General features: G+C 40.2%; 23 protein-coding genes and 7 tRNA genes. 18 read left to right on the plus strand and 12 right to left on the minus strand.

The genetic code is table 11. From position 1 onward, the window contains the following. Positions 1 to 35: 35 nt before the first annotated feature. Together P3L40_RS08670 and P3L40_RS08675 are read left to right on the plus strand one after the other, a co-directional pair. The gene (locus tag P3L40_RS08670; protein WP_136134212.1) at positions 36 to 641 is read left to right on the plus strand and encodes an RpoE-regulated lipoprotein; all 606 of its coding nucleotides are present in this window, start codon (positions 36 to 38) and stop codon (positions 639 to 641) included. A gap of 242 nt (positions 642 to 883) precedes the next feature. Next, positions 884 to 1,783 (plus strand): Dyp-type peroxidase, encoded by a 900-nt coding sequence (locus P3L40_RS08675; RefSeq protein WP_094961722.1) that lies wholly within the window; start codon positions 884 to 886, stop codon positions 1,781 to 1,783. A gap of 65 nt (positions 1,784 to 1,848) precedes the next feature. Here the strand turns inward: P3L40_RS08675 and P3L40_RS08680 are convergent, their stop codons facing one another. Together P3L40_RS08680 and P3L40_RS08685 are read right to left on the minus strand one after the other, a co-directional pair. Continuing rightward, on the minus strand, positions 1,849 to 2,262 hold the full coding sequence (locus P3L40_RS08680; RefSeq protein ID WP_094961723.1) for a type II toxin-antitoxin system HicB family antitoxin: 414 nt from the start codon (positions 2,260 to 2,262) through the stop codon (positions 1,849 to 1,851). A gap of 49 nt (positions 2,263 to 2,311) precedes the next feature. Beyond that, entirely contained in the window at positions 2,312 to 2,497 is a 186-nt protein-coding gene (locus P3L40_RS08685; RefSeq protein ID WP_210852332.1) for a type II toxin-antitoxin system HicA family toxin, read from the minus strand. A gap of 322 nt (positions 2,498 to 2,819) precedes the next feature. On the opposite strand from P3L40_RS08685, the gene P3L40_RS08690 reads away from it, so the two are divergent. From P3L40_RS08690 to cysM, 5 genes are all read left to right on the plus strand, one after another. Then, positions 2,820 to 3,842, plus strand: a complete 1,023-nt coding sequence (locus P3L40_RS08690) for a sulfate ABC transporter substrate-binding protein (RefSeq protein ID WP_094961725.1) — start codon at positions 2,820 to 2,822, stop codon at positions 3,840 to 3,842. After that, positions 3,842 to 4,672 carry a sulfate/thiosulfate ABC transporter permease CysT gene (gene cysT / locus P3L40_RS08695; RefSeq protein WP_004264883.1) on the plus strand — a complete coding sequence of 277 codons (831 nt, stop codon included), beginning with the start codon at positions 3,842 to 3,844 and terminating at the stop codon, positions 4,670 to 4,672. Before P3L40_RS08690 ends, cysT begins: the two co-directional genes overlap by 1 nt. After that, positions 4,672 to 5,532 carry a sulfate/thiosulfate ABC transporter permease CysW gene (cysW, locus tag P3L40_RS08700; protein WP_004264881.1) on the plus strand — a complete coding sequence of 287 codons (861 nt, stop codon included), beginning with the start codon at positions 4,672 to 4,674 and terminating at the stop codon, positions 5,530 to 5,532. Before cysT ends, cysW begins: the two co-directional genes overlap by 1 nt. 2 nt (positions 5,533 to 5,534) lie before the next feature. After that, positions 5,535 to 6,623, plus strand: coding sequence for a sulfate/thiosulfate ABC transporter ATP-binding protein CysA (cysA, locus tag P3L40_RS08705; protein ID WP_094961726.1), 1,089 nt, complete (start codon positions 5,535 to 5,537; stop codon positions 6,621 to 6,623). A gap of 373 nt (positions 6,624 to 6,996) precedes the next feature. After that, positions 6,997 to 7,881, plus strand: a complete 885-nt coding sequence (cysM, locus tag P3L40_RS08710) for a cysteine synthase CysM (RefSeq protein WP_036958988.1) — start codon at positions 6,997 to 6,999, stop codon at positions 7,879 to 7,881. A gap of 98 nt (positions 7,882 to 7,979) precedes the next feature. On the opposite strand, the gene crr is transcribed toward cysM, so the two are convergent. The 5 genes from crr to cysZ all read right to left on the minus strand — a co-directional run bounded on the left by crr (position 7,980) and on the right by cysZ (position 12,960). Next, on the minus strand, positions 7,980 to 8,489 hold the full coding sequence (gene crr / locus P3L40_RS08715; RefSeq protein ID WP_004264878.1) for a PTS glucose transporter subunit IIA: 510 nt from the start codon (positions 8,487 to 8,489) through the stop codon (positions 7,980 to 7,982). A 48-nt stretch (positions 8,490 to 8,537) separates the two neighbouring features. Beyond that, positions 8,538 to 10,265, minus strand: coding sequence for a phosphoenolpyruvate-protein phosphotransferase PtsI (ptsI, locus tag P3L40_RS08720; protein ID WP_004264877.1), 1,728 nt, complete (start codon positions 10,263 to 10,265; stop codon positions 8,538 to 8,540). Between the two features lie 140 nt (positions 10,266 to 10,405). After that, entirely contained in the window at positions 10,406 to 10,663 is a 258-nt protein-coding gene (gene ptsH / locus P3L40_RS08725) for a phosphocarrier protein Hpr (protein WP_004264876.1), read from the minus strand. A gap of 352 nt (positions 10,664 to 11,015) precedes the next feature. Further along, positions 11,016 to 11,969, minus strand: coding sequence for a cysteine synthase A (gene cysK, locus P3L40_RS08730; protein ID WP_004264875.1), 954 nt, complete (start codon positions 11,967 to 11,969; stop codon positions 11,016 to 11,018). Positions 11,970 to 12,195: 226 nt separating this feature from the next. Beyond that, complete coding sequence (cysZ, locus tag P3L40_RS08735) at positions 12,196 to 12,960, minus strand: sulfate transporter CysZ (RefSeq protein WP_210852333.1); 765 nt, start codon at positions 12,958 to 12,960, stop codon at positions 12,196 to 12,198. A gap of 218 nt (positions 12,961 to 13,178) precedes the next feature. Here cysZ and zipA point away from each other — a divergent pair, with 218 nt between their 5' ends. From zipA to P3L40_RS08755, 4 genes are all read left to right on the plus strand, one after another. Further along, positions 13,179 to 14,162 (plus strand): cell division protein ZipA, encoded by a 984-nt coding sequence (gene zipA, locus P3L40_RS08740; RefSeq protein WP_110591949.1) that lies wholly within the window; start codon positions 13,179 to 13,181, stop codon positions 14,160 to 14,162. 57 nt (positions 14,163 to 14,219) lie between these two features. After that, positions 14,220 to 16,235 (plus strand): NAD-dependent DNA ligase LigA, encoded by a 2,016-nt coding sequence (ligA, locus tag P3L40_RS08745; protein WP_096863456.1) that lies wholly within the window; start codon positions 14,220 to 14,222, stop codon positions 16,233 to 16,235. 278 nt (positions 16,236 to 16,513) lie between these two features. After that, positions 16,514 to 17,698, plus strand: a complete 1,185-nt coding sequence (locus P3L40_RS08750; protein ID WP_102137575.1) for a NupC/NupG family nucleoside CNT transporter — start codon at positions 16,514 to 16,516, stop codon at positions 17,696 to 17,698. Between the two features lie 80 nt (positions 17,699 to 17,778). Then, the gene (locus tag P3L40_RS08755; protein WP_094961728.1) at positions 17,779 to 17,994 is read left to right on the plus strand and encodes a DUF3820 family protein; all 216 of its coding nucleotides are present in this window, start codon (positions 17,779 to 17,781) and stop codon (positions 17,992 to 17,994) included. On the opposite strand, the gene P3L40_RS08760 is transcribed toward P3L40_RS08755, so the two are convergent. After that, entirely contained in the window at positions 17,991 to 18,410 is a 420-nt protein-coding gene (locus P3L40_RS08760) for a MarR family winged helix-turn-helix transcriptional regulator (protein WP_228677319.1), read from the minus strand. The genes P3L40_RS08755 and P3L40_RS08760 overlap by 4 nt on opposite strands. Before the next feature lie 120 nt (positions 18,411 to 18,530). On the opposite strand from P3L40_RS08760, the gene P3L40_RS08765 reads away from it, so the two are divergent. Then, positions 18,531 to 19,283 (plus strand): SDR family NAD(P)-dependent oxidoreductase, encoded by a 753-nt coding sequence (locus tag P3L40_RS08765; RefSeq protein WP_136134211.1) that lies wholly within the window; start codon positions 18,531 to 18,533, stop codon positions 19,281 to 19,283. Positions 19,284 to 19,353: 70 nt separating this feature from the next. Here the strand turns inward: P3L40_RS08765 and P3L40_RS08770 are convergent. The 3 genes from P3L40_RS08770 to gltX form a co-directional block, all read right to left on the minus strand. After that, positions 19,354 to 19,429: transfer RNA gene (locus P3L40_RS08770), tRNA-Ala, on the minus strand. A 42-nt stretch (positions 19,430 to 19,471) separates the two neighbouring features. Continuing rightward, a tRNA-Ala gene (locus P3L40_RS08775) sits at positions 19,472 to 19,547 on the minus strand. Positions 19,548 to 19,723: 176 nt separating this feature from the next. Next, positions 19,724 to 21,145: a glutamate--tRNA ligase gene (gene gltX, locus P3L40_RS08780; protein WP_210852334.1), complete on the minus strand. Its 1,422-nt coding sequence runs from the start codon at positions 21,143 to 21,145 to the stop codon at positions 19,724 to 19,726. Positions 21,146 to 21,568: 423 nt separating this feature from the next. Here gltX and P3L40_RS08785 point away from each other — a divergent pair. The 6 genes from P3L40_RS08785 to P3L40_RS08810 all read left to right on the plus strand — a co-directional run bounded on the left by P3L40_RS08785 (position 21,569) and on the right by P3L40_RS08810 (position 23,944). After that, positions 21,569 to 21,644: transfer RNA gene (locus tag P3L40_RS08785), tRNA-Val, on the plus strand. Positions 21,645 to 21,670: 26 nt separating this feature from the next. Further along, positions 21,671 to 21,746 (plus strand) — tRNA-Val (locus tag P3L40_RS08790). 34 nt (positions 21,747 to 21,780) lie between these two features. Then, positions 21,781 to 21,856: transfer RNA gene (locus tag P3L40_RS08795), tRNA-Val, on the plus strand. Positions 21,857 to 21,892: 36 nt separating this feature from the next. Continuing rightward, positions 21,893 to 21,968: transfer RNA gene (locus tag P3L40_RS08800), tRNA-Lys, on the plus strand. A gap of 32 nt (positions 21,969 to 22,000) precedes the next feature. Further along, positions 22,001 to 22,076, plus strand: a tRNA-Lys gene (locus P3L40_RS08805). Positions 22,077 to 23,650: 1,574 nt separating this feature from the next. Then, positions 23,651 to 23,944 (plus strand): helix-turn-helix domain-containing protein, encoded by a 294-nt coding sequence (locus tag P3L40_RS08810; RefSeq protein WP_036959042.1) that lies wholly within the window; start codon positions 23,651 to 23,653, stop codon positions 23,942 to 23,944. Positions 23,945 to 24,192: 248 nt separating this feature from the next. Here P3L40_RS08810 and P3L40_RS08815 read toward each other — a convergent pair whose 3' ends face one another. Next, positions 24,193 to 25,959 carry a potassium/proton antiporter gene (locus P3L40_RS08815; RefSeq protein WP_227528923.1) on the minus strand — a complete coding sequence of 589 codons (1,767 nt, stop codon included), beginning with the start codon at positions 25,957 to 25,959 and terminating at the stop codon, positions 24,193 to 24,195. Between the last annotated feature and the right edge of the window lie 204 nt (positions 25,960 to 26,163).

Below are 26,163 nucleotides of genomic sequence, written 5' to 3' on the forward strand. Positions count from 1 at the left end.
CAATATGCATTATGCGACTCATAAAAGAGGATGATATGTCCCAACATGCAAAGTTGAATAGAAATAATGGATTATCGCCGTTGTTGAAGGCTTCTCTACTCTGTGGAACAGTTCTGTTATCAGGGTGTGCGGGTGTGAAATTCTTTTCGCCATCGACTTGGTTTAGCGGCCCACTGGTGGTTTCTAGCTCAGGACTTGGTCAAGTGACTAGTTTTACACCAATGCAAGCGGATATCATTAAGAAACAACTTGATGACCGCTATACATTACGCAGCGGTATGCAAATGGAAAATGGGGATGTGGTCACAATTTTCCAAGGAATGGATGATAATGAAGTAAAATTAGAAATAGTTGGCCCAGAGCACGGCTATGTATCACGAATTATAGTGAGTGACCCCGATATTGCAACTGAATGGGGGCCAACAGTGGGTACTGAATTTAGTGAAATTTATCAAAAAGCATTCGGTATTTGCGGTCTAGGCGAGCGAGTCAATGACGTTCCAACCATTGAATGTAATTCACCGCAATCAAGTAAAGTGGTTTACCGTTTTACAGGTAAGTGGAAAGGGCCAGAAGATTTAATGCCTTCAGATGATGACCTGAAAACATGGAAAATCTCGCAAATTATTTGGCATAAATAATCTCATTTCGTTAATAATATCGTCAGGGCTATCTATACTGGCGATATCTTTCCATTAGTGTTTCTTTTTCCTTGTTTTCAAAGAAATTTACCCTTTCTTAAATTTTCTTTCTTATAATAGACCGGAAACCTATATTCCCTTGCGTTAAAACAAGGTGAACATCATAGCGATAAGATAAGATATTAAAATCGCTTATATAAAAAATAGGTTATATAACATATTCATTTTACGAGGTTTACCGTATGTCTCATTCTCAAAGTGGTATTTTGAAAGAACATAGCCGTTTTGGTATTTTTATTGAAGCGCAAGTGCAAGAGGGATCTCTGGATGAAGTTAAGTCTGGATGTAAAAGCTTTGTCGAGGCTTTAACCAAATTACAAGCGCAATACCCAGATGATCGCCTTGGTGCAGTTATCGCGTTTGGCTCTGATATCTGGAAACAGCTCGGTAAGGCAAATACTGCTCCTGAATTGAAACCATTTCGCACTCTGGGTAAAGGGCTTGCTCCCGCCACTCAACGGGATATGTTTATTCATATTCAATCACTGCGCCACGATATTAATTTTTCTTTAGCACAAGCTGCTTTAAAAGCATTTGGTAAATCTATCTCTGTGGTTGAAGAAATTCATGGATTTCGTTGGGTAGATGACAGAGATTTAAGTGGTTTTATTGATGGAACAGAGAACCCGCAAGGGGAAGAAATTGCAGAGGTCACATTAATCGAAGACGGTGAAGATAAAGGCGGAAGCTATGTTTTAGTCCAACGCTATGAACACGATTTACGAAAATGGGATCGTTTTTCGGAACATGAACAAGAAAAAATGATTGGCCGTACGAAAAAAGATAGCGTTGAATTAGATGAAGATGCGCGCAATGTCACCTCTCATGTCTCACGCGTGGTGATAGAAGAAGAGGGTGAAGAGCTTTCAGTCATGCGTCACAGCTTGCCATATGGTACAGCAAGCGGCAAACATGGCTTATTCTTTATCGCTTATTGTGCAAGGTTACACAATATTGAACAGCAGTTACTCAGCATGTTTGGTGAAAAAGATGGCAAATACGATGATTTGCTGCGTATGACGAAAGCCGTTTCGGGGAGTTATTACTATGCTCCGTCGATTGAGACATTGACGTCTCTTTGATCAATAAGTTGCCGCAAGGATGCGGCGATTGATAATTATTTATGTAATCTATTATTTTCAATGTATTAATCGGTTTTTTTTAATTCTTTACGAGCTGCAGCAGCAATAAAACCACTACGGCTACCATATTCAGGATTAACCTTCACTAAAGCATCAATACGATGTAATAAACGATGCGGCAAGGTGATATTAATACGCTCAGTACGGCCATCGTATTTATCCATATCGACATCCACAAATAACCATATCCCATGCGCATATTCAGGTTGTATTGGGTTCAATAGCGTTTGCTGAGATTTCGATAATGGGATCTCAAAGCCTTTTTCACTCAATAATTCAAAATGAGCATCAATTGCTGATTTTGCTTCTGCGTAAGCCTCTTCTATATTGCTGCCCGCGAATGTACATCCTTCAATATCAGGAAACCAGCCACTTGCGCTGCCATCATTATCAATTTCAATAAAGGCGGTATAAAGCATTAGGTTATCTCCATTAAAGATAGCGCTCATGCGTGAACGCTTTTCTTATTTAATGTTTTAGTTTCGCAGCCTTCAAAATGTGATTTAGTGTGCCTATCTTTAAATCTTTTTGTGGATGCGGAACAGTAATTACAATTGAAAAATGTGGGTGGGGAAACTGATGGTGACTTCCTTTTATTCTTTCAAGTTTCCAACCGTTTTTTTGCAGTATGTTTATCAGTTCCGAACTTTGCACGATCCCTCCATTTCGTTAACTGATATACACATAATACACACTCTGAAGAGCGCTTACAATATTTAAAGTGTGTGTTATGTGTATAAAAAAGAGAGAGGGGGAAAATGTTTAAGGTGTCTTTGCTTCGCTAAACTTAAAAATGAAACGCATTCATATCACTAACTAATTAAAAAATCAGTTAATTTTCCTGCTTATGACGTTCATTTCTTTGTTATTCTAATTTGATATATAAAAAGGTGATTGATAGCTACACAGTTATAACCAAAACATATACAGTGGTTCCAATGTCAGCCATTTGGGTTTAGTTACGAATAGGTGTGGAATGAAAAAATCATTTTTGAAAAAAACAGCACTAGCGAGTTTGGCAACGGTATCATTACTCGGAAGCTCACCATTAGTTGCAGCTGAACTGCTTAATAGCTCTTATGATATTGCCCGTGAATTATTTGTGGCGTTGAACCCTTCATTTGAAAAACAATGGAATGAAGCCCACCCTGACGACAAACTCACGATTAAACAATCACACGCCGGCTCATCAAAGCAAGCTCTGGCTATTTTACAAGGGCTGAAAGCGGATGTGGTGACCTATAACCAAGTCACGGACGTGCAAATTTTGCATGACAAAGGGAATTTGATCCCTGCAGACTGGCAAGCTCGCTTACCAAATAATAGCTCGCCTTATTATTCAACAATGGCGTTTTTAGTTCGTAAAGGAAACCCTAAAGGGATTAAAACGTGGGATGATTTAGTCCGTGAAGATGTTAAATTAATCTTCCCGAACCCAAAAACTTCAGGAAATGGCCGTTATACCTACCTTGCGGCATGGGGCGCTTTTAATCAAGAAAATAAAGATGATAAAGCAAAAACCCGTGAGCAAATGAAACAGTTTCTGAAAAATGTAGAAGTATTTGATACCGGTGGGCGTGGCGCGACGACGTCATTTATTGAACGGGGGCTCGGTGACGTCCTTATTAGTTTTGAATCAGAAGTGAATAATATTCGCTCTCAGTATGGTGAATCAGACTACGAAGTTATTGTACCGCCGGTGGATATCTTAGCGGAGTTTCCCGTCGCTTGGGTCGATAAAAATGTACAAAAAAATGGTACTGAAGATGTCGCTAAAGCTTACTTAAATTATCTCTATAGCCCACAGGCTCAAGAAATCATCACTCAGTACAATTACCGAGTGAATGACAAAGCGGTGATGAGTGCGAATAAGGATAAATTCCCAGAAACTCAGTTGTTTACGGTTGAATCACAATTTGAGAGCTGGCCGAAAGTAATGGACGTTCATTTTGCCACCGGTGGGGAATTTGACCAATTAATGGCTGAAGGGCGCCGTTAATGAATCGTTCAGGAAAGCGTTTTTTGCCAGGCTTTGGGCTAACGCTAGGTAGCAGCCTTTTTTATACCTGCTTGATTTTGCTATTACCCATGAGCGCTTTGGTGATCCAATTATCGGAAATGACATGGCAGCAATATTGGGCTGTCATTAGTTACCCGCAAGTGGTTGCCGCGTACAAAGTGACGTTACTGTCTGCATTAGTCGCAAGTTTGTTTAATGCGGTGTTTGGCATGTTATTAGCGTGGATTTTAACGCGTTATCGCTTTCCTGGGCGTTTGTTTTTAGATGGTTTAGTAGATTTACCCTTTGCATTACCTACTGCGGTAGCGGGGCTGACATTGGCAACCCTGTTTGCAACCTCGGGCTGGTATGGGCAATATCTGCACCAGTTTGACATTAAAGTTGTTAATACTTGGCTGGGAATTGCGGTTGCGATGGCTTTTACCAGTATTCCGTTTGTTGTGCGTACGGTTCAACCTGTGTTGGAAGAGCTAGGCCCTGAATACGAAGAAGCTGCTCAAACCCTAGGTGCGAGCCGTTGGCAAACCTTTCGTCGAGTGATACTGCCAGAGCTTTCACCGGCCTTATTAGCCGGAACGGTTTTGTCCTTTACACGGAGTTTAGGCGAGTTTGGTGCCATTATATTTATTGCGGGTAATATTGCGTGGCAAACCGAAGTTGTCTCATTAATGATTTTTAGTCAGCTACAGCAATTTGATTACCCGGCAGCCAGTGCTGTGGCCTCAGTTATTTTAGCGGTTTCATTGTTACTTCTATTTAGTGTTAATTTAGTACAAAGCCGCTTTGGTAAACGGTTGGGGGGCAAGTAATGGCGCAAATTACACCAATTCACACTACTAGCCGTACCCAAATTAACTGGGGGAAATGGCTACTAATTGCGATAGGTTTATTGTTTTCGTTTTTACTATTAGTGATTCCAATTGTTTGGATATTTATTACTGCATTTCAAAAAGGGTTAGATGCCGTTTTACTGAATTTGGCAGACCCAGATATGCTACACGCTATTGGTTTAACAGTATTAATTGCTTTAATTACCGTTCCTGTAAATTTAGTTTTTGGCACCATGATGGCGTGGTTAGTGACACGATTTCAATTTCCTGGTCGCCAATTATTACTCACCTTGGTAGATATCCCGTTTGCGGTTTCACCTGTTGTTGCGGGTTTGCTGTACTTACTTTTTTATGGCTCGAACAGCTGGTTTGGTGGGTGGCTTGAAGGTTTTGATATCCAGCTAATGTTTTCATGGCCAGGTATGGCGTTAGTGACCATTTTTGTAACGTGTCCATTTGTCGTACGTGAGTTAGTGCCCTTGATGTTAAGCCAAGGTAGCCAAGAAGATGAAGCCGCGGTGTTACTGGGAGCGTCAGGATGGAAGATGTTTTGGCGTGTGACATTGCCCAATATCCGCTGGGCATTATTGTATGGCGTGGTTTTAACTAACGCCCGTGCAATCGGTGAATTTGGTGCGGTTTCGGTGGTTTCAGGAGCTATTCGTGGTGAAACATACACCTTGCCATTGCAAGTTGAATTATTACATCAGGATTATAATACAGTAGGGGCGTTTACGGCCGCAGGGATCTTAGCACTGCTGGCAATTATCACCTTAATACTTAAAAGTGCATTGCAGTGGCATTTAAGTCGCCAGCAATCTGAATCAGGAGTCCATTAATCATGAGTATTGAAATTGAAAAAATCGGTAAGTTATTTGGTAAAACCCAAGTACTCAGCGATATTTCACTGGATATTGCATCGGGTGAAATGGTTGCCTTATTAGGGCCTTCCGGTTCAGGAAAAACAACCTTATTGCGGATTATTGCTGGGCTTGAGCAACAAAGTCAGGGGTTATTGCGCTTTCATGGTCACGATGTTAGTAAAATCCATGCGAAAGATAGGCATGTTGGCTTTGTATTTCAACACTATGCACTATTTCGCCACATGACAGTGTTTGATAATGTGGCATTTGGTTTAACGGTTTTACCCAGAAAGCAGCGCCCATCAGCTCAGGCTATTAAAGATAAAGTAACAAAATTGCTGGAAATGGTTCAACTCGCCCATCTGGCTTCACGTTACCCCGCGCAACTTTCAGGGGGGCAAAAACAGCGAGTGGCACTGGCAAGGGCTTTAGCCGTTGATCCACAAATTTTATTATTAGATGAACCTTTTGGTGCGCTTGACGCACAAGTGCGTATTGAATTACGCCGTTGGTTACGTCAATTACATGATGAATTAAAATTTACCAGTGTTTTTGTGACTCACGACCAAGAAGAAGCCATGGAAGTTGCAGACAGAGTGGTGGTGATGAGCCAAGGTCATATTGAGCAAGTTGGCACACCGAGCGATATTTGGCAGCGCCCAGAAACCCGTTTTGTGCTTGAATTTATGGGGGAAGTGAACCAAATTTCTGCCCACATCAAAGGTTCAACATTAAATATAGATGGCTATGAATTCCCCCTTAACCATACCAGTGTTCAACAAGGTGAAGTCGACGTATTTTTACGTCCCTGGGATATCTCATTACAAGCTGAAGTGGATGAACAGCACCGTTTACCTGTTAGAATTACGGAATCGGGGCCAAGAGGGCATTTTTGGCAATTAACCGTTCAACCATTAGGTTGGGGGAAAGAGCCTTTGTCAGTGATTTGGCAGTCCGAAAAAACGATACCAACGCGAGGTGAACGTTACTTTTTAGGTAGCCAGCAGGCAAAGATCTATCAAGGAGATCAGGCGTTAATTTTCCCACAACTTGCTGAAAGTGCATGAATATAAAACTCAATAACTTATAACACTAATAAATATATTATTGGTGTTATCTTTTCTATTACTTTCTAGGTATATGACCGATGATTAGACTTTATATTAAAAATATTTAGTCTATTTCCCCTTATGATTAAATCCACCATAACCGATTGATATAAAAGATTTATTTATCATATTTTTATATAAAATATAACTGGTAATTCTATAAACTTATTGTAATATAATATATCAATTAGCTATATCAGAAATAGTAATTAAGATAATCTATTTTTCTAATATTAATGTGAAGAGATTTCAATTTTCACATATCAATATTGGGGTAATATCTTATCTCTATTATTTCTTATTTATATATAAAAATTATAAGGATGGTAAAGTGTCGGCTCTGGAACAATTTATCGGTAATACCCCATTAGTAAAGCTTCAGCGTTTAACACAAGGGATTGAAGCTGAAATTTGGGTGAAGCTTGAAGGTAATAACCCCGCAGGTTCAGTGAAAGATCGCGCGGCATTTTCAATGATTAATGAAGCGCAATTACGGGGTGAAATTAAGCCAGGTGATACGCTAATTGAAGCAACTAGTGGAAATACAGGTATCGCGCTCGCGATGATAGCCGCAGTAAAAGGCTACAAACTGAAATTACTCATGCCAGATAACATGAGCAAAGAGCGGCAAGCTTCAATGCAAGCCTATGGTGCAGAACTCATTTTAGTGAGTACGGCTGTTGGTATGGAAGGTGCCCGCGATTTGGCTAAGGAAATGGAACAAAGAGGTGAGGGGAAAGTTTTAGACCAATTTAACAACCCTGATAACCCATTAGCTCATTTTAAAACAACAGGCCCTGAAATATGGCAGCAAACCAATGGCCGCATTACCCATTTTGTATCGAGTATGGGAACCACGGGGACCATTACCGGGGTAAGCCGCTATTTAAAATCCCAGTCAGATGATGTCCATATTGTTGGGTTACAACCTGCGGAAAAAAGCCAAATTCCGGGTATTAGGCGTTGGTCACCAGGTTACTTACCCGGTATTTTTGATGGCTCATTAGTTGATAGTGTACTGGATATAAACCAGCAAGAAGCTGAAGAGACTATGAGAGCTTTAGCTAAAGTTGAAGGTATCTTTTGTGGAGTGAGCTCGGGTGGGGCGGTTGCTGGTGCGTTAAAAGTGGCGAAAGCTAACCCGGGAGCGGTCATTGTGGCAGTAATTTGTGACCGAGGAGACCGTTATTTATCAACAGGTGTATTTAATGAGTGAGATAATTTAATGACAAATCTGTGCTCAATAAAAAATCCCTACAAATGAAAAACCATCAGGCAAGGCCTGATGGTTTTAACTAAATATTGGCAGTTAAGTTATTTCTTAATACGCATGATGACAGTTTCACCGACTGTCACTGAGCCTGTCAGTTTGTTTAGTTCTTTGATTTCGTCCATATTAGAAATGACAACTGGCGTTAGAACAGATTTTGCTTTCTCTTCTAACAGCGCTAAATCAAACTCGATGATTAAGTCGCCTTTCTTCACAGTTTGGCCTTCTTCAGCGATGCGTTTAAAGCCTTCACCTTTAAGTTCAACGGTATCAATACCGAAGTGAACAAATAGTTCTATACCATCATCTGATTCAATAGAAAACGCATGGTTAGTTTCAAATATTTTACCAATTGTACCGTCTACAGGGGCAACGATTTTGTTACCTGCGGGTTTAATCGCAATACCATCACCAACAATTTTTTCTGCGAACACAACGTCTGGAACATCTTCAATATTGACAATCTCACCCGATAAAGGTGCGATAATTTCAATACTGCCACTGCTACTTTTGTCTTCCGAAACGAGTGATTTCAGTTTGTCAAACAGACCCATGGACCTTCTCCTAATCGTTTTATATGGGACCGAACTAATGTGCTGTTCTTAGCATAACGTTTTTTCTTGGATAAAGGTATCTACAAGTTTCATCAATTCATCCGCTGTGGGTTGAGCAAGTGCTTGTTCAGCCAAAGCTTGGGTATCAGTAAAGCTCGCATTGCGAATTAACTTTTTGATACGCGGAATTGAAATCGCGCTCATACTAAATTCATCCAGCCCCATGCCAAGTAGCAATAAGGTTGCACGCTCATCTCCAGCTAACTCCCCACACATCCCAGTCCATTTACCTTCAGCGTGTGATGCATCGATCACTTGCTTAATTAAGTTTAGGACAGCAGGTGACATCGGGTTGTAAAGATGAGAAATCAGTTCATTACCACGGTCGACCGCTAAAGTGTATTGAGTGAGATCGTTCGTCCCAATACTAAAGAAATCAACTTCTTTTGCCAAGTGGCGAGCAATAACAGCTGCGGCTGGTGTTTCAACCATCACACCGACTTCAATTGACTCGTCAAAAGCTTTACCTTCTTCACGTAACTGAGCTTTAAGCATTTCTAGCTCTGCTTTTAGTTCACGAACTTCTTCAACGGAAATAACCATTGGGAACATAATACGCAGTTTACCAAATTTAGAGGCTCTTAAAATAGCTCTTAATTGTGAGTGTAAGATTTCTTTGCGATCAAGACAAATACGAATTGCACGCCAGCCGAGAAATGGGTTCTCTTCTTTTGGTAAATTCATATATGGCAGGTCTTTATCACCGCCGATATCCATTGTACGGACAATAACGGCTTGGCTGCCCATTGCTTCTGCAACGGCTTTATAAGCTTGAAACTGTTCTTCTTCGGTAGGAAGAGAGTCTCTATCCATGAATAAAAACTCAGTACGATAGAGCCCAACGCCTTCTGCGCCATTGCGCTCTGCACCAGCGACATCACGTACAGTACCGATATTCGCACAAACTTCAACTTGATGACCATCAAGGGTGATGGCAGGCAAATCTTTTAATTTTGCGAGCTCTTCTTTTTCTTGTAGATATTCATCACGGAAAGCTTTCAGTTTGTCGATTTCGGCTTCAGATGGGTTCAAGTGGATGGTGTTGTTGACACCATCTAATACAATGAAATCGCCATTTTTAATTTTGCTGGTGGCATCACTAGTTCCAACAATGGCAGGTAACTCAAGAGAACGCGCCATAATTGAGGTATGTGATGTACGGCCACCTAAATCAGTAATAAACCCTAATACTTTATCTAAATTTAGCTGTGCGGTTTCTGAAGGGGTTAAATCCGCAGCCACTAAAATAACTTCTTCGCTGATTGCACTTAAATCAACGATAGGAATATTTAAGATGTTTTTTAATAGACGTTTGCCAATATCACGCACGTCAGCGGCGCGTTCTTTAAGATATTCATCATCAAGGGATTCAAGCGCTTGAGCTTGATCTTCAATAACGGAATACGCAGCGGCATCTGCCGTTTTTTTATCGCCTTTGATTAAAGAGACAATTTCTTGTTCCAGCTCTTCATCTTCTAGCAGCATGATATGACCTTCAAAAATCTCAGCTTTTTCGGCTCCAAGATTTTTTTCGGCTTTCTCTTTAATCAAATTGAGTTGTTCGGCTGATTTGTTACGACCCTCAATAAAGCGAGCAATTTCTTTATCAACCTGATCGTCAGCAATTTTTTTTGTGCTAACAACGATAGGATCTTCTTTGAGGATTAAAGCCTGACCAAAAGCAAAACCCGGGGATACTAAAATTCCTGAAATCATAATATTACCTTACTGCTGCTAGTGCTGGGAGTTCTGATGTTGCAGAGACGACAATGAATATAGCCGATTATACAAATGTCCCCGAATGACATCACTCAGGGACATTGAATGAAATCAGTAAATGCTATTTTCGTGCGAAATTATTCTAATTCGCCCATCAGTTTAACTAAATGTTCAACGGCTTCTTTTTCGTCTTCGCCTTCAGCAGAAATTGTCACAACTGTGCCTTGCGTTAGGCCTAAGGTTTGTAATTTAAACAAACTTTTTGCGCTAGCGGATTTGCCGCCAGAAATTAAAGAAATGTCGGAAGAGAATGCTTTTGCTTCTTTTACGAATTGAGCTGCAGGACGAGTATGTAGACCATTTGGTGCCGTAATAGTAACTTCTTGCTGAAACATAGTATTTCCTCAATAACTTTCGTTTTTTTAATTACCCAGCCAATTGTAGATGAAATAGACTAGGTTTGCGTATAAGTTAGATTATTAACTTGAAAAAAGGTTTCCTACTTTGTGCGGTATCAACCCTTTTTCTGTTTTTCTTGCGAACTCGATACTTTTTTCTCATTGGCAAATTATTTTACTTGCCCTAGAGGTTGGCTAAAAAGTGATTAATTTCGAGGTGCAAAATAATTACTATGTTTAATACTAAACCCCGAATTATAAATCATCTCCATCCGTGCTAAAGTTTGATCTATGCCACAAAAAAAGCACCATTTAGGTGCTTTTTTAACGATATTGTAACGAAGTTATGCTACTCAGCCGAGATGTCAGCAAACAGGGCTGTAGACAAATAACGCTCACCTGAAGAAGGTAAAATAACGACGATATTTTTACCTTTATAGGCAGGGTCTGCGGCAATTTTAGTGGCAGCAGCAATAGCAGCGCCTGATGAGATACCCGCAAGGATACCTTCTTTTTCCATCAGCTCACGAGCCGTTTTGATGGCTTCGTCATCGCTGATTTGAATGACCTTATCGAGTAATTTTAAATCTAAGTTACCCGGAATAAAACCAGCGCCGATCCCTTGTATTTTGTGAGGGCCCGGTTTAATTTCTTCGCCCGCTAAAGCTTGGGTAATAACAGGGGATGTTTCTGGTTCAACAGCCACGATAGTCACATCTTTGCCTTTGGTGTTTTTCAGGTATTTTGCAATCCCTGTAATCGTCCCGCCCGTACCAACACCTGCGACTACAACATCGACATTGCCGTCAGTATCTTCCCAAATTTCAGGCCCAGTGGTTTTTTCATGGATTTCAGGGTTTGCTGGGTTATTAAACTGTTGAAGTAATAAGTATTTTTTAGGGTTGCTATTCACTATTTCTTCAGCTTTAGCTATTGCACCTTTCATGCCTTTTGCCCCCTCAGTTAAAACGAGGTTGGCACCTAATGCTTTGAGTAGTTTACGGCGCTCAATACTCATGGTTTCAGGCATGGTTAACGTCAATTTATAACCTCTCGCCGCAGCGACATAGGCTAAAGCGATACCCGTATTTCCACTAGTTGGTTCAACTAATTCTTTGTCTTTGTTTAGGATACCTTTTTTCTCTGCATCCCAAATCATGTTAGCACCAATACGGCACTTAACACTGAAGCTTGGGTTGCGAGATTCCACTTTTGCTAAAATATTGCCATTACCAAAATGTTTTAGGCGAACAAGTGGGGTGTGGCCAATAGTCAACGAGTTATCATCATAAATTTTGCTCATGGGATATCCTTAAAAATCGGTTAGCCAGTAATGTAATCGGTATTAATTAAAAATAATGAGATGGATTCAACATACGTTAAGAACAAATTAATGCAAATATGATTTGAGCATAAGCTTATAACGAAATGTTATTTTAGATCTAATAGTTCTAAGGAATAATTATAGTGTAACAATAATAAGTAAATAAAAGAGCGCAGGCGATAAACCTGCGCAATGATTTAATAGATTAGTAGCGTGCGTAACGCTCACGATACCTGTCAACCCACATCAATGTTGCACCACAAACTGCAACAGGCATGATCACTAAGTTGACAAAAGGCACCATCATTAACAAGCTAATGACGCCACCAAATTGAACGTTTCTCATCCGCTCTTTGGCAAGCGCCTGCTTCATTTCGTTAAAGCCAACACGGTGGTTATCAAACGGGTAATCGCAATATTGGATTGACATCATCCAAGCACCAAATAAAAACCACAGTACGGGGGCGACTGTTTGGCCAATACCGGGTATGAAAAATAGGATTAATAACCCAATAGCGCGAGGTAAGTAGTAACCGATTCGGACAAACTCGCGCTTTATCATACGAGGAACATCTTTTAATAACTCAGCAACACCAGTTTCCGGTGATGGTTTACCCGTTAACTCGGCTTCGAGTTTTTCTGATAACCAACCGTTAAAAGGTGCAGCGATAATATTAGCAACCGTACTAAAAAAATAGGTAAACACGAGCAAAATAGAGATAACAGCGATTGGCCAAATAACATAATCGAGCCATTGTAGCCAGTCAGGAACGTAACTCATCACTTGGGCTATCCAGCCGCCAAGCTTTGTATATAACCACCAAAATGCGCCGCCTAAGAATAAAATATTGGCTAATAGGGGCAAAATAACAAAACGTTTAATACCGGGCCGAGTGATTAATCTCCAGCCTTGTGTAAAATAATAAAAACCAGAATGGTCTTTTTGTGTCGAAAATGTCGATTGGGTCATACTTCTTGTTCTCTCCTTTTCGGTTGACCATGTATCATATAGATATGAAATTAGGCTGACTAGCCATTATTCGCTTAAAAAAGCAGCAAATGAAAGCGGAATATTCTCTTTCTTGTAAGAAAATCGTTCTGGGGGTTGCACTTAGAGCAATTGAGAAATAATCTTAAGGAAGTTTCCGCCGTGTTGGCATTATCATTCATCAACTAGAGATAGCAGCGATGCAGGATTTGCGTCTGATATTAGTGGTCGTAGGTGCGATAGCGATTGTCGCTTTATTACTGCATGGTTTATGGACCAGCCGTAAAGAGCGCTCAAAGTTATTTCGCGACAGACCCGTAAAACGTAGAAAAAACGATATGCAGGAGAATTCATCAGAATATGATGATTCTGCATTATTTACTGAAAATCAACCGACTCAGCAGGCGCCTGTTCATCCCGCTGCGACTGAGCCTGTATATCCGGTAAAAAATGAGTCTCCAGTTGAGCCTAATATACAGCCAAAAGCATCGGTTGAACCTGACATTATTATGAACAAGGAGCCTGAGGCTAAATCGCCGGTTCATAATGAGCCTACGATGCATCAACGTACTGAACCCGTTCATGTACCCGAACAACTCACCATTAATATGAGTGAGGAAGTGATTGTTGAGCCAGCCACTGAAACTGTCGCTGAACCACATATTGATTCAACCAAATTGAGAGAAGAGCCTCAGCCGAGCACCTATGAACAAGAGACGCAGCATATTGAGAAGAAAGCTGAGCCGCAGGAAGATTCTGCTACAACAAGTAGCAAGGAGACAGTTCTGGTACTTCACGTAGCCGCTTTGCAAGGGCAGGAACTTCAAGGTGAGTTATTACTGCAAAGTATTTTACAAGCTGGTTTCCAATTTGGGGAAATGAAAATATTCCACCGCCATGTAAACCCGTCTGGTACGGGGCCTGTTTTGTTTAGCTTAGCCAACATGGTGAAGCCTGGCTCATTCGACCCAGAGACAATGGCTGATTTTACCACCCCAGGGGTTTCCATGTTTATGATGGTCCCGTCTTACGGTGATGCAGGGCAAAACTTCAAATTGATGTTGCAAGCTGCTCAACGTATCGCATCAGATGCGGGAGGGGTTGTTCTTGATGACGAACGCAAAATGCTGACACCTCAAAAAATAGAGGTGTATCATGCTCGAATTAGAAACACATTAAGTTAAATAAACGTTGAACAAAACCCCCATTAATTGGGGGTTTTTTATCTGTATGAGTGAATCATGACTACCAAACAAGAAATAGACGAATTAAAAAAACAGTTACGTCATCATGAATATCAATACCATGTATTAGATGCCCCCGAAATTCCAGACGTAGAATATGACAAGTTAATGCAACGTCTAAAAGAGATAGAGGCACAGCATCCTGAACTTGTTACAAGTGATTCACCGACTCAACGTGTTGGTGCCGCACCATTGGCTGCGTTTGATACCGTACGCCATGAAATACCTATGTTATCCCTAGATAATGTTTTTGATGAAGAAAGTTACCTTGCGTTTGATAAGCGGGTAAGAGATCGTTTGAAAAATCATCAAGAACTGACTTTTTGTTGTGAGCTCAAGCTCGATGGGTTAGCGGTAAGTTTGTTGTATGAAAATGGTGAATTAGTACAAGCGGCGACTCGTGGTGATGGGACCGTAGGTGAGAATATTACCGCGAATGTACGAACCATACGCGCTATCCCATTGCGTTTAAGGGGAAGCAATATTCCTGATCGCGTTGAGATCCGTGGCGAAGTCTTCATGCCCCAAAAAGGTTTTGAAGCACTCAATGAGCAGGCACGTAAAACGGATGGCAAAGTCTTTGCAAACCCGCGTAATGCGGCTGCGGGTTCGTTACGTCAATTAGACCCGCGTATTACCGCCAAAAGGCCACTCACTTTTTATTGTTATGGTGTTGGGCTTGTGGAAGGTGGCTCGTTACCGGACACTCATTATGACCGTTTGATGCAATTTAAAGCATGGGGTTTACCGGTTAGTGATTATGTTCAATTACGTGTTGGTCATCAGGCCGTATTAGATTTTTACCATGAAATTGAGCAAGTTCGACCTGATCTTGGCTTTGATATCGATGGGGTAGTCATTAAAGTTAACTCAATCGCGATTCAAGAAGAATTAGGTTTTGTTTCTCGGGCACCTCGCTGGGCGACTGCGTTTAAATTCCCAGCTCAAGAACAAGTTACATTATTAAAAGATGTTGAATTTCAAGTTGGGCGTACAGGTGCTATCACGCCTGTGGCGCGTTTAGAACCCGTGCAAGTCGCAGGTGTGGTGGTCAGTAATGCGACGTTACACAATGCAGATGAAATTGAACGCCTTGGCGTGCATATCGGTGATACGGTCATTATTCGTCGAGCAGGGGATGTTATTCCACAAATCGTCAGTGTTGTGGTTGACAAGCGACCAACAGATAGCCGTGAAATTGTCTTCCCGACCCATTGCCCTGTATGCGGTTCTGATATCGAACGAGTTGAAGGTGAAGCGGTGGCACGCTGTACTGGTGGGCTTATTTGTGGGGCACAACGCAAAGAAGCACTGAAACATTTTGTCTCACGCCGAGCAATGGATGTGGATGGCATGGGCGATAAAATTATCGACCAGTTAGTCGAAAAAGAGTATGTCAAAACGCCGGCAGATTTATATCAATTAAGTGCGGGTATCTTAACAGGCTTGGATAGAATGGGGCCGAAGTCGGCACAGAATCTGGTTGATGCACTCAATAAGTCTAAGCAAACAACATTGGCTCGCTTTATTTATGCCCTTGGAATTCGTGAGGTTGGCGAAGCAACGGCGGCAAACTTAGCAGCGCATTACACCACACTTGAGGCTGTGATGGCGGCGGATGAAGAGTCACTAAAAACCGTTCAAGATATTGGTCATGTAGTTGCGAAACATGTGGTCAATTTTTTCCGTGAACCTCATAACCAAGCGGTGATTGAAGATTTACTGACGAAGGCAAATATTCATTGGCCTGAAGTAAAAGTCGTTAATAGTGCAGAAATCGATAGCCCATTTGCAGGTAAAACAGTGGTGCTAACAGGGTCAATGAGCGTATTGACGCGTGATGAAGCCAAAGACAAGTTAGTGGCTTTAGGTGCAAAAGTCTCAGGAAGCGTCTCGAAGAAAACAGATTTGGTCATTGCAGGTGAGGCCGCTGGTTCTAAATTAGCCAAAGCAAATGAACTTGGCATACGCGTTATTGATGAAAATGAATTGGTTCGTTTGCTGAATATTTAATAGTGAACTATATTCAATTTGACTTAGTTGCCTACGATCTCTGTAGGCAACAATTTTATACGCAGGTTGTTGTAAGTCTTAACTTAAATTCTCAGTAAAATTTCTGTGCAAAAAAAGCGAATGCTAGGAATTGTTATAGTTGAAACGTGATCCCCTTCTTCTTTTTGCAAAATACACCTAGTAAGCTTTCATATTAATGTGACCTCTGTCTCATTTAAATGTTGTCTATTACATAGAATATGCACATAGACTGATTCTTAAATTTGTTGGAGTCGCATATGACCTCGATCCTGCATTTCGTTTTATCTTTAGTAGTAATTGCCGCTCTTGCCATTTTAGCCAGTAGTAACCGTAGAGGGATCCGTCCTCGCTATGTTGTTCAACTACTGGTTATTCAAATTGCATTAGCTTATTTGTTCTTAAAATCGAATATTGGCGAATCTTTTGTTCTTGGTGTGGCAGGGGTATTTACTCACTTGTTAGGCTATGCAGCAGAAGGAACCAAATTTATTTTTGGTGGCATGATTGAAGGGAACTTAGCGTTCTTCTTCTTACAAGTGTTATGCCCAATCATCTTTATTTCTGCGTTGATCGGGATCTTACAGCACATCAAAATTCTTCCTATCGTGATCCGTATTATCGGTACCGTATTATCGAAAGTGAATGGTATGGGTAAGTTGGAATCTTTTAACGCAGTCAGTTCATTGTTATTAGGTCAGTCAGAAAACTTTATCGCGTATAAAGACCAATTGAACCGGATGTCAGACCGCAGAATGTACACCATGGCAGCAACAGCCATGTCAACGGTATCTATGTCTATCGTTGGGGCATACATGACCATGTTAGAGCCGCGTTTTGTGGTCGCTGCATTGGTTCTGAATATGTTTGGTACTTTCGTCGTACTCTCACTGATTAACCCTTACCCACCGGAAGGTGAAGAAGATATTCAAATGAGCAACCTGCACGAAGGGCAAAGCTTCTTTGAAATGTTAGGTGAATATATTCTTGCAGGGTTTAAAGTAGCGATTATCGTTTCAGCGATGTTGATTGGTTTTATTGCCCTCATTGCGATGATTAACGGTATTTTCTCAGCTGTATTCGGTATCGACTTCCAAACCATGTTAGGTTACGTATTCTATCCATTTGCATGGATGCTCGGCATTCCTGCCGATGAAGCCTTACAGGTTGGCGGAATTATGGCAGTGAAAATGGTAACGAATGAATTCGTTGCGATGGATGGCTTACAAGCGATTGCTGGTGGGTTATCTGAGCGTTCTGTTGGTATCTTGTCCGTATTCTTAGTTTCTTTCGCTAACTTCTCATCCATCGGTATTATTGCAGGTGCGATTAAAGGCTTAGATGAGAAACAAGGTAATACCGTGGCTCGCTTCGGTTTAAAATTACTGTACGGTTCAACCTTAGTTAGTTTCTTATCCGCAGCGGTTGTTGGGTTAGTTTTGTAATCCACTAAAACATGTTAGATTAAGAAACGGCGTTCAAATGAGCGCCGTTTTTTATGCTTTGATACGAAAGAGAAATAACAATGGAAAAACAAGATCTCATTGATATGGCCAATACGTATATGCCATTTGGTAAATATAAAGGCTGTATCTTAATTGATTTACCTGAAGAATATTTATTATGGTTCTATAAGAAAGGAGAGTTCCCTGCTGGACGTTTAGGGCAGTTAATGGAGATGACCCTAGGAATAAAAATAGAAGGCTTAGAAGGGCTGGTAAAGCCTTTAAAACGGGGTTAATCGTGGCCTAGTGCGTGAGTAATTTTCTGACTTAAAGTAATAAATAGTTTTTGTTCTTGGGGCGTTAATGCTGCTTTGACCTTAGCTGCATTTTCAGCACGTCCTGTGGCTGCACGCTGCAAAAAATGATGCCCTTTGTCGGTTAAACGGGTGATCAGTTCCCGTCTATCTTCTTCAGATTGATATTGCTCGACAAATTCATAAGATTTCAGAGCTCGAAGAAATTTCGATAAATTTTGGCGAGAGAGGCCAAGTGATTGGCTTAACTGGCTTGGTGTTAAATCCCCTTTTAATCTCAATATCTCTAGCACATCATATTGACCCCAAGTTATTTGCTCTGGGGTAAAGCTAACTCTGCGCGCAACTAGCGTACATTGCAGCAGGGAAAGCGCATCTTCAAGAGAATTTGGCATCATGAAAACTCCGTAACATTCAATCTATTGAGTATATATTGATTTTAATAATAAGACGACCAGTTGATTAACTTTGGTTAATTAATTATAGTTAACTAAAGTTAATCATAATTGAGGTGAGCTATGGGGAAGTTTAATCAGCGAGTGGCATTGGTTACAGGGGCATCGACAGGTGTCGGTTTTACTATTGCACAAAAGCTGTATTCACTTGGCGCGATAACGGTAATTACGGGGCGCAATGAGGTCGCTTTACAACAAGCCGCTAGAGAGATAGACCCAACAGGACAACGTGTCTATGCCATAAAAATGAATGTCGCAAATGCACAAGACTTTAAAACAACAGTCGAAAAAATTGAGCAGCAATACGGTGTTTTACACTATTTAGTGAATAATGCGGGGATCACTGGACCTCATGGCGTCAATATTGAGGATTATCCTTTAGAGGCTTGGCATGAGGTGATTGAAACCGATATAACAGGGACATTTCACGGTATGAAGTACAGTATTCCTATGATTTTGCGTAGTGGTGGGGGAGCTATCGTAAATTTATCAGCTTGCAATGGGGTAACAGGGATAGCGGGTATAGCACCTTACACTGCAGCAAAGCATGCGGTACTGGGATTAACACGTTCCGCTGCCTTAGAGAACGCTCAAAAAGGTATCCGTATCAATGCTGTTGGCCCTGGCTATATAGAAACACCGAATATTAGTGCATTACCACAGGAAACGCAGCAGTGGATGGCTTCTACTCACCCAATGGGCAGAATGGCTACTCGGCTAGAAATTGCTAATGTGGTGGCCTTTTTGTTATCAGAAGAAAGTAGCTTTATAACCGGTGCATTTATTCCTATTGATGGTGGTTATACCGCTCAGTAATTCATAATCTAAAAGATATTATTGATTTAAAATGGAAGAGGTGAATAGTGACTTTTAGTATTTAAGTGATTGGTGGAGCTAAGCGGGATCGAACCGCTGACCTCTTGCATGCCATGCAAGCGCTCTCCCAGCTGAGCTATAGCCCCAATCGAAATGTTTTGTATTGTGCCACCTAACAGGGAATTAGATGGTGGAGCTAAGCGGGATCGAACCGCTGACCTCTTGCATGCCATGCAAGCGCTCTCCCAGCTGAGCTATAGCCCCAAACAAAATCTTTTGGACGGGATGCATCATATTCAAGCTAAGTTAGAGTGTCAATAAAATAATCGGGTTTTAGGTTTAATTGCTGAAATATAGAACATTTTGCAATCAGTTGAGTGGAGAAGGGAGGATGAATCAGAGAATTGGCCCCCAATAAATTGAGGGCCAATAATATTAAATTATTGAGCAGAAGCTTCACGTTCAGCGATAAACGCTAAGGCTTTCTCAATACGAGTGATAGAGCGAGCTTGACCGATAGCGTGAACGGTCACATCAAGGCCTGGAGACTGGCCAGCACCTGTCACAGCAACACGTAAAGGCATACCCACTTTACCCATACCCACTTCTAATTCAGCGGCAGTTGCTTCGATGGCTTGGTGAACATTTTCAGCCGTCCAATCAGTTATCGCAGCTAATTTATCTTTTACGACTTCTAAAGGCTGACGAGCAACAGGTCGCAAGTGTTTTTTCGCCGCATCAGCGTCAAATTCTTCGAAATCTTGGTAGAAATAGTGGCAAGATTCCGCCATTTCTTTTAATGTTTTACAACGTTCACCAAGTAATTTGATTAGATCAACTAATTGAGGTCCTGTGCTGGTATCAATATTCTGTTGTTCAATATGCCATGCAAGATAGGTTGCAACTTCTTCTGCTGGTAATGTATTGATATAGTGGTGGTTTAACCATTGCAGTTTTTCAGTATTAAACGCGCTTGCTGACTTGCTGATAGCGTCAAGGCTGAAATACTCTTTCATTTCTTCAACAGTGAAAATCTCTTGGTCGCCATGAGACCAACCTAAACGCACAAGATAATTAAGAAGCGCTTGCGGCAAATAACCGTCATCACGATATTGCATAACACTAACCGCACCATGACGTTTTGATAGTTTTTTACCGTCATCACCTAGGATCATCGAAACGTGAGCATACACAGGTACTGGTGCCCCTAATGCTTTTAGAATGTTGATTTGGCGAGGCGTGTTGTTGATATGGTCTTCACCACGGATAACGTGGGTAATTTCCATATCCCAGTCATCAATAACCACACAGAAGTTGTAAGTTGGTGAACCATCAGTACGACGAATAATTAAATCGTCCAGCTCTTGGTTACTAAATTCAATTGGCCCACGAATTTTGTCGTCAAAAATAACGGAACCTTCTTGTGGGTTACGGAAACGAACAACGTGCGGCTCATCAGGTGTATGGTTGTGTGCATGGTCACGGCAACAGCCATCATAACGAGGCTTTTCATTATTTGCCATTTGCTCTTCACGTAACGCTTCTAAGCGCTCTTTCGAACAATAACAACGATAAGCGGTACCCGCATCTAACATTTGGTCAATGACATCATTATAACGGTCAAAGCGTTTAGTTTGATAGTAAGGGCCTTCATCCCAATTTAAATTCAACCAGTTCATACCGTCCATAATGGCGTCGATAGCTTCCTGAGTTGAGCGTTCTAAGTCAGTATCTTCAATACGCAGGACAAATTCGCCCTGATTGTGGCGACTAAATAACCAGGAATACAGAGCGGTACGTGCACCACCAACGTGTAAATAGCCAGTTGGGCTTGGTGCAAAACGGGTTTTGATTTTACTCATCGAGATTGCCTTAATTGCAAAACATGTTTTTGAAGCGCTTATCTGTTTACTGTTTAGAAGACTAAAAACAGGCACAATTAACTTGATGGCGAGTTTGATGTTCTAAGCAGTGAAATGTCTAAGCATTGCTAAAATGTATATCTATTCTATCATCCTACAATGATTCCTCAATCAAGTTATCAGGATAGAAGACAAGAAATTAGTTTGTTTCGCCAAATTTGACATAAATAAATGCGCTTTAAAAATAGTTTCTGTTTTTTTCTTAAAAGAATAAAGAGAAAATGATAGGTAATTGATTAAAAAGGCAGCTTTTCTGGTGAATATTGAAACATCTTGATTATTTTTGCAACGAACGAAAAAAATCTATTGAAAAAGCGTTGACTCAGAACTCAGTATCCCTATAATGCACCTCCATCGACGACGGGGCGATTAGCTCAGTTGGTAGAGCACCTCCCTTACAAGGAGGGGGTCAGTGGTTCGAGCCCGCTATCGCCCACCACCGTTGACGATGAAAAATAAATAATTGGGCGATTAGCTCAGTTGGTAGAGCACCTCCCTTACAAGGAGGGGGTCAGTGGTTCGAGCCCGCTATCGCCCACCAATTATTTATTATAATGTAGTATAAGTCATGAAGTGGGCGATTAGCTCAGTTGGTAGAGCACCTCCCTTACAAGGAGGGGGTCAGTGGTTCGAGCCCGCTATCGCCCACCACTTCATCAGTTATTTGCATTGAAACACAATTTAGATGGGTCGTTAGCTCAGTCGGTAGAGCAGTTGACTTTTAATCAATTGGTCGCAGGTTCGAATCCTGCACGACCCACCATCTAAGCAGTAAAAAATCAGATCTTCCAAGATGGGTCGTTAGCTCAGTCGGTAGAGCAGTTGACTTTTAATCAATTGGTCGCAGGTTCGAATCCTGCACGACCCACCATCTCAAGCCATTCCCAAGCAAGTAATCCAATTTAACCGTCACCTAAGTAAACATTCAGTCGTTAAGCCAGACCTCGACAAGCTGGTTGCAGGTTCAGCCCGTAGGGCAAATCCGAAGGATTTCAATCCTGCACGACCCACCATCTCAACCCATTCCTAAGCAAGTAATCCAATCTAACCGTCACCTAATTAAACACTCAGTCGTTAAGCCGTACCTCGACAAGTTGGTTGCAGGTTCAGCCCGTAGGGTAAATCCGAAGGATTTCAATCCTGCACGACCCACCATCTCAAGCCATTCCCAAGCAAGTAATCCAATCTAACCGTCACCTAAGTAAACACTCAGTCGTTAAGCCGTACCTCGACAAGCTGGTTGCAGGTTCAGCCCGTAGGGCAAATCCGAAGGATTTCAATCCTGCACGACCCACGATCTCAAGCCATTATCAAGCAAATAATCCAAACTAATACTTAGATCAGTAAACACTTACTCACTAAATAATACACCTATTTTGTAGTTGCATTTTCTAAGTAATATGATAAGAACTTAGAGAATTATCGGCTACACAGCCCGCCTAATATGTAAAATAATTCAAGATGTACTTTGAAAAGCCACTTAGTTTTTATGTCTATATTCCAATATGGCATTAGCAGGATATATTTTAAAATATAATGACGTCATTTAAGCATAAATGAATGGCTAATTACTCTTCCATAGAATGGACGAGTAATTATCATTTTTTATAAATAGCTTTCATTATATCGTAAATATAAAAATCTGTAATTTAGCTATAAATGCTTAAATTGTGTTTATTTTTAAAATTTTGTATTATCCTTCATCCTAAAAAAACAGAAACAAGTGGAATCAAAAACAGACTGTCGATGAAAGTTATTTTTCATAATTTTGTGATATTCATCTAGTAAAATGAATAATAAGCTTTCTTAACGTTATGGTTTTGTTATGTTTGGTACTTGTAGATAATAAATCCATTTCTTGCTACTTTAAAAATTTAGTAATTTACTAATTGTAACAGTTTAACTGGCTTTTTAACGTACTGATATTTTGTCGAATTAGAGAGTTTTAGAGATAAAATTGACTGTTTTTACCATTTTTTACATAAAAGTATCATTTATACTGGGTTTATCACTTTTCATCGAGTTTAATTGTATCAATAACATTAATATTGTTACAGTGTTAAATAATTCTATTTATTTCCTTTATTTTTAGGTTATACATCGGCTATATAGGTCTTTTTTAGATGAATATTCCAAGGGTTTAGGCATATCCTCTGGAATATTACTATGCAGTGATACACACATTGCGTGTAACTTTGTGATATTAAAGTATTATTTTGATTTTAATACGGAAATGTATAGCGTGAAATACTTTGTTACATAGTTGCAATGTCAATTTAGGACTAGTTGAAACTAATTATAAGGGTAGTATATCATTCTGTTAGATATATGCTGAATCGTCTGTAGCATTATCAATGTTATACACATAAATATAAAAAATAAAATATGTAGATAATTATCTGCTAATTTTTATTTCCTTAAATATAAATTGAAGCGAGAATGTTTATGAACACGAAATATCCTGTCGCTTGTGCAGTTGGACAAAAAATAAAAGCCCTTAGAAGAGCTCAAGGCTTTACTGTTTTTCAGTTAGCTAAAGAGATAGATATAAGTGAACAGCAGCTATTTCGTTACGAGCGTGGTGTGAATCGTATCGATATAGATTGTCTAGTTCGAGTATTAAAAGTTTTAGACGTTAACATGGGTGAGTTTTTTAGTGAAGTCCTGCAAGAGGATACTCAAGTAGATGAGAGCACGGGTAATAAGGGGTTTGAAAGCTCTGCATATACTCTGGTGTAACTAAATATCTATATTGTTTTAGAATGAAACGTAATTCGCTTTAATTCTTAATTGTTTCAATTAGGAACATAAATTAAATATACCTGCTATTTATAGCTTAAAATGACAATAGCTGTTTTTATCTTATGTTTCATTAAAGAACAAATAAAAGCCCGAAAGGGCTTTTATTTTTGTATCCTTAAAATAATTATTACTTAAGATTTTACTCAATATCTAAGAAAAATATTGGGTAAGATATTTATGCTCTGTTAACCTTCCTGCTCTTTGATTGGCTCTAATATTACGGTTACGATACGTGTGCCTATCATCTCTCCAATTCTTAATTGCAGTTGATCTAATTTTATGATGGTATCTTGCAAAGGTTCCGATATAGAAGCGTAAATAAATTGGTTAAGAGTCCTTTCATCACTATTATCAATTTGGATACCATAAGATGAGTAGATCTCATTTAATCGAGTCGTTCCTTTTAGACTTAGCCCTGTATCGGGAAGTTCAATAGGAGTGTGTTCAGAGATGTTTTTTTCTGAAAAAAGGCGTTCAAGAAAAATACGATTTTCAGGTTTAAGAACAACGAATAAATGGTCTTCAGCATGAAAGGTAGTTGAACCCCTTGGAGGTAAAACACTTTTTTCACGCGTAATCATTGCAATGACAGTTTGGTCAGGTAATGCAAGTTGCGATAATCGGCGACCCACTGCAGAGCAATCCTCTCCTAATGTATATTCCACTAAATCTGCGTCTATTTGTTCTACTGCGGTAATATCTAAAGTGGCCGCAGGGATCAATGGAGGTGGCTGCATTAAATTTAATTTACGAGCAACGTAAGGCAAGGTTGAGCCTTGTAAGGTTGCTGAAATTAATACCACAAAGAAAACCACGTCAAAAATTAAATGGGCATTAGGTAGCCCGTAGATAAACGGGAAAATAGCAAGAATAATAGGAACAGAGCCACGTAACCCTACCCAAGAAATTAATGTTATTTCAGGTTTAGGGAAACCAAATAATTTTAGAACAGGTATTACAGCCAATGGCCTCGCGATAAACGTTAAGACCAGAGCAATAATTAAGCCTTCAAGCCAGACTTCAATAAGAGAACTTGGGTTGACAAGTAACCCTAGCATAACGAACATGATAATTTGGCTTAGCCATGCTAATCCATCATGGAACAAAAATGTATTGCGTTGAAAAACAAACCGATGATTACCAATCACAACACCAGTGACAAAAATAGATAAAAACCCACTGCCTTCTAAATTACTGGCGAGACCGAAAGATAGTAGTCCACATGCAGCGACAAGCACAGGATACAAACCAGTAGCTAATAGCTTAATCTTATTGATAATTTTGACTGAAACCCAGCCAACGCTCAAGCCAACAACAGTACCTATTCCCATTTGGCTAAAAAACAGCAGAATTAATTCACTACCTGAAGCTTGTGGGTTCATTAAAAGTTGTAATAAACCAACAGTTAAAAATATGGCCGTAGGGTCATTTGTTGCACTTTCTATTTCTAAAGTGGATTGCAATCGTTCATTTAAATAGATCCCCGCGTTGCGTAGTAAGGAAAAAACGGCTGCGGCATCGGTAGAACCTACGATAGCGCCTAGTAATAGCCCTTCAAGCAGAGGAACGCCGAGAATATAGGCAGCAGCAAGACCTGTCACACCTGCGGTGACAAGAACGCCTAATGTTGCTAGTGTAAAAGATGGTTTCCAAACTAGACGAATTGATTTTACTGATGTTTGTAGACCCCCATCAAATAAAATTAAAGCAAGGGCGAGAGAACCAACGGCATAGGAAACATTCACGTTATCAAATGTAATCTTACCTATCCCGTCTTCGCCTGCTAACATGCCAATAAACAAAAACATGACTAGCATAGGTAAACCGAGCCTAGCAGACAATTTGCTAGAGAAAATTCCCAAAAGAATGAGTATAGAAATCAATAAAATGAGTTGTTCAATAGTTGGCATAATCAGTTTAATCTGTAAGTGAATAAAACGCTGACGATGCATCGTAAAGCGCGCGTAGAAAGCAAAAAACGAAAAAACAGCAAGACGACTAAATATACATAGAGAATAGATTATTTTAGCGAAAAGCTGATAATATCCATTAAAAAGTATATCTACATGATTATAATATAAATAAATTTAAATAATTTGATTATTTATCGCATTTTTTATTATTAAAGTGAGTTAAATCACGTAAAAAAATGATAA

Origin of the sequence: Providencia sp. PROV040 (genome assembly GCF_032706145.1) — a bacterium.
Taxonomy (GTDB): Bacteria; Pseudomonadota; Gammaproteobacteria; order Enterobacterales; family Enterobacteriaceae; genus Providencia; species Providencia hangzhouensis.

Excerpts from the sequence above, each read along its gene's own strand:
- P3L40_RS08760 (WP_228677319.1), bottom strand. The coding sequence starts at position 18,410 with ATGATGCCAAATTCTCTTGAAGATGCGCTTTCCCTGCTGCAATGTACG.
- zipA (WP_110591949.1), top strand. The coding sequence starts at position 13,179 with ATGCAGGATTTGCGTCTGATATTAGTGGTCGTAGGTGCGATAGCGATT.
- crr (WP_004264878.1), bottom strand. The coding sequence starts at position 8,489 with ATGGGTCTGTTTGACAAACTGAAATCACTCGTTTCGGAAGACAAAAGT.
- P3L40_RS08750 (WP_102137575.1), top strand. The coding sequence starts at position 16,514 with ATGACCTCGATCCTGCATTTCGTTTTATCTTTAGTAGTAATTGCCGCT.
- P3L40_RS08675 (WP_094961722.1), top strand. The coding sequence starts at position 884 with ATGTCTCATTCTCAAAGTGGTATTTTGAAAGAACATAGCCGTTTTGGT.
- ptsH (WP_004264876.1), bottom strand. The coding sequence starts at position 10,663 with ATGTTTCAGCAAGAAGTTACTATTACGGCACCAAATGGTCTACATACT.
- P3L40_RS08765 (WP_136134211.1), top strand. The coding sequence starts at position 18,531 with ATGGGGAAGTTTAATCAGCGAGTGGCATTGGTTACAGGGGCATCGACA.
- P3L40_RS08680 (WP_094961723.1), bottom strand. The coding sequence starts at position 2,262 with ATGCTTTATACCGCCTTTATTGAAATTGATAATGATGGCAGCGCAAGT.
- cysA (WP_094961726.1), top strand. The coding sequence starts at position 5,535 with ATGAGTATTGAAATTGAAAAAATCGGTAAGTTATTTGGTAAAACCCAA.
- ligA (WP_096863456.1), top strand. The coding sequence starts at position 14,220 with ATGACTACCAAACAAGAAATAGACGAATTAAAAAAACAGTTACGTCAT.
- P3L40_RS08690 (WP_094961725.1), top strand. The coding sequence starts at position 2,820 with ATGAAAAAATCATTTTTGAAAAAAACAGCACTAGCGAGTTTGGCAACG.
- P3L40_RS08810 (WP_036959042.1), top strand. The coding sequence starts at position 23,651 with ATGAACACGAAATATCCTGTCGCTTGTGCAGTTGGACAAAAAATAAAA.
- cysT (WP_004264883.1), top strand. The coding sequence starts at position 3,842 with ATGAATCGTTCAGGAAAGCGTTTTTTGCCAGGCTTTGGGCTAACGCTA.
- P3L40_RS08755 (WP_094961728.1), top strand. The coding sequence starts at position 17,779 with ATGGAAAAACAAGATCTCATTGATATGGCCAATACGTATATGCCATTT.
- cysW (WP_004264881.1), top strand. The coding sequence starts at position 4,672 with ATGGCGCAAATTACACCAATTCACACTACTAGCCGTACCCAAATTAAC.
- cysK (WP_004264875.1), bottom strand. The coding sequence starts at position 11,969 with ATGAGCAAAATTTATGATGATAACTCGTTGACTATTGGCCACACCCCA.
- cysZ (WP_210852333.1), bottom strand. The coding sequence starts at position 12,960 with ATGACCCAATCGACATTTTCGACACAAAAAGACCATTCTGGTTTTTAT.
- P3L40_RS08670 (WP_136134212.1), top strand. The coding sequence starts at position 36 with ATGTCCCAACATGCAAAGTTGAATAGAAATAATGGATTATCGCCGTTG.
- P3L40_RS08815 (WP_227528923.1), bottom strand. The coding sequence starts at position 25,959 with ATGCATCGTCAGCGTTTTATTCACTTACAGATTAAACTGATTATGCCA.
- gltX (WP_210852334.1), bottom strand. The coding sequence starts at position 21,145 with ATGAGTAAAATCAAAACCCGTTTTGCACCAAGCCCAACTGGCTATTTA.
- ptsI (WP_004264877.1), bottom strand. The coding sequence starts at position 10,265 with ATGATTTCAGGAATTTTAGTATCCCCGGGTTTTGCTTTTGGTCAGGCT.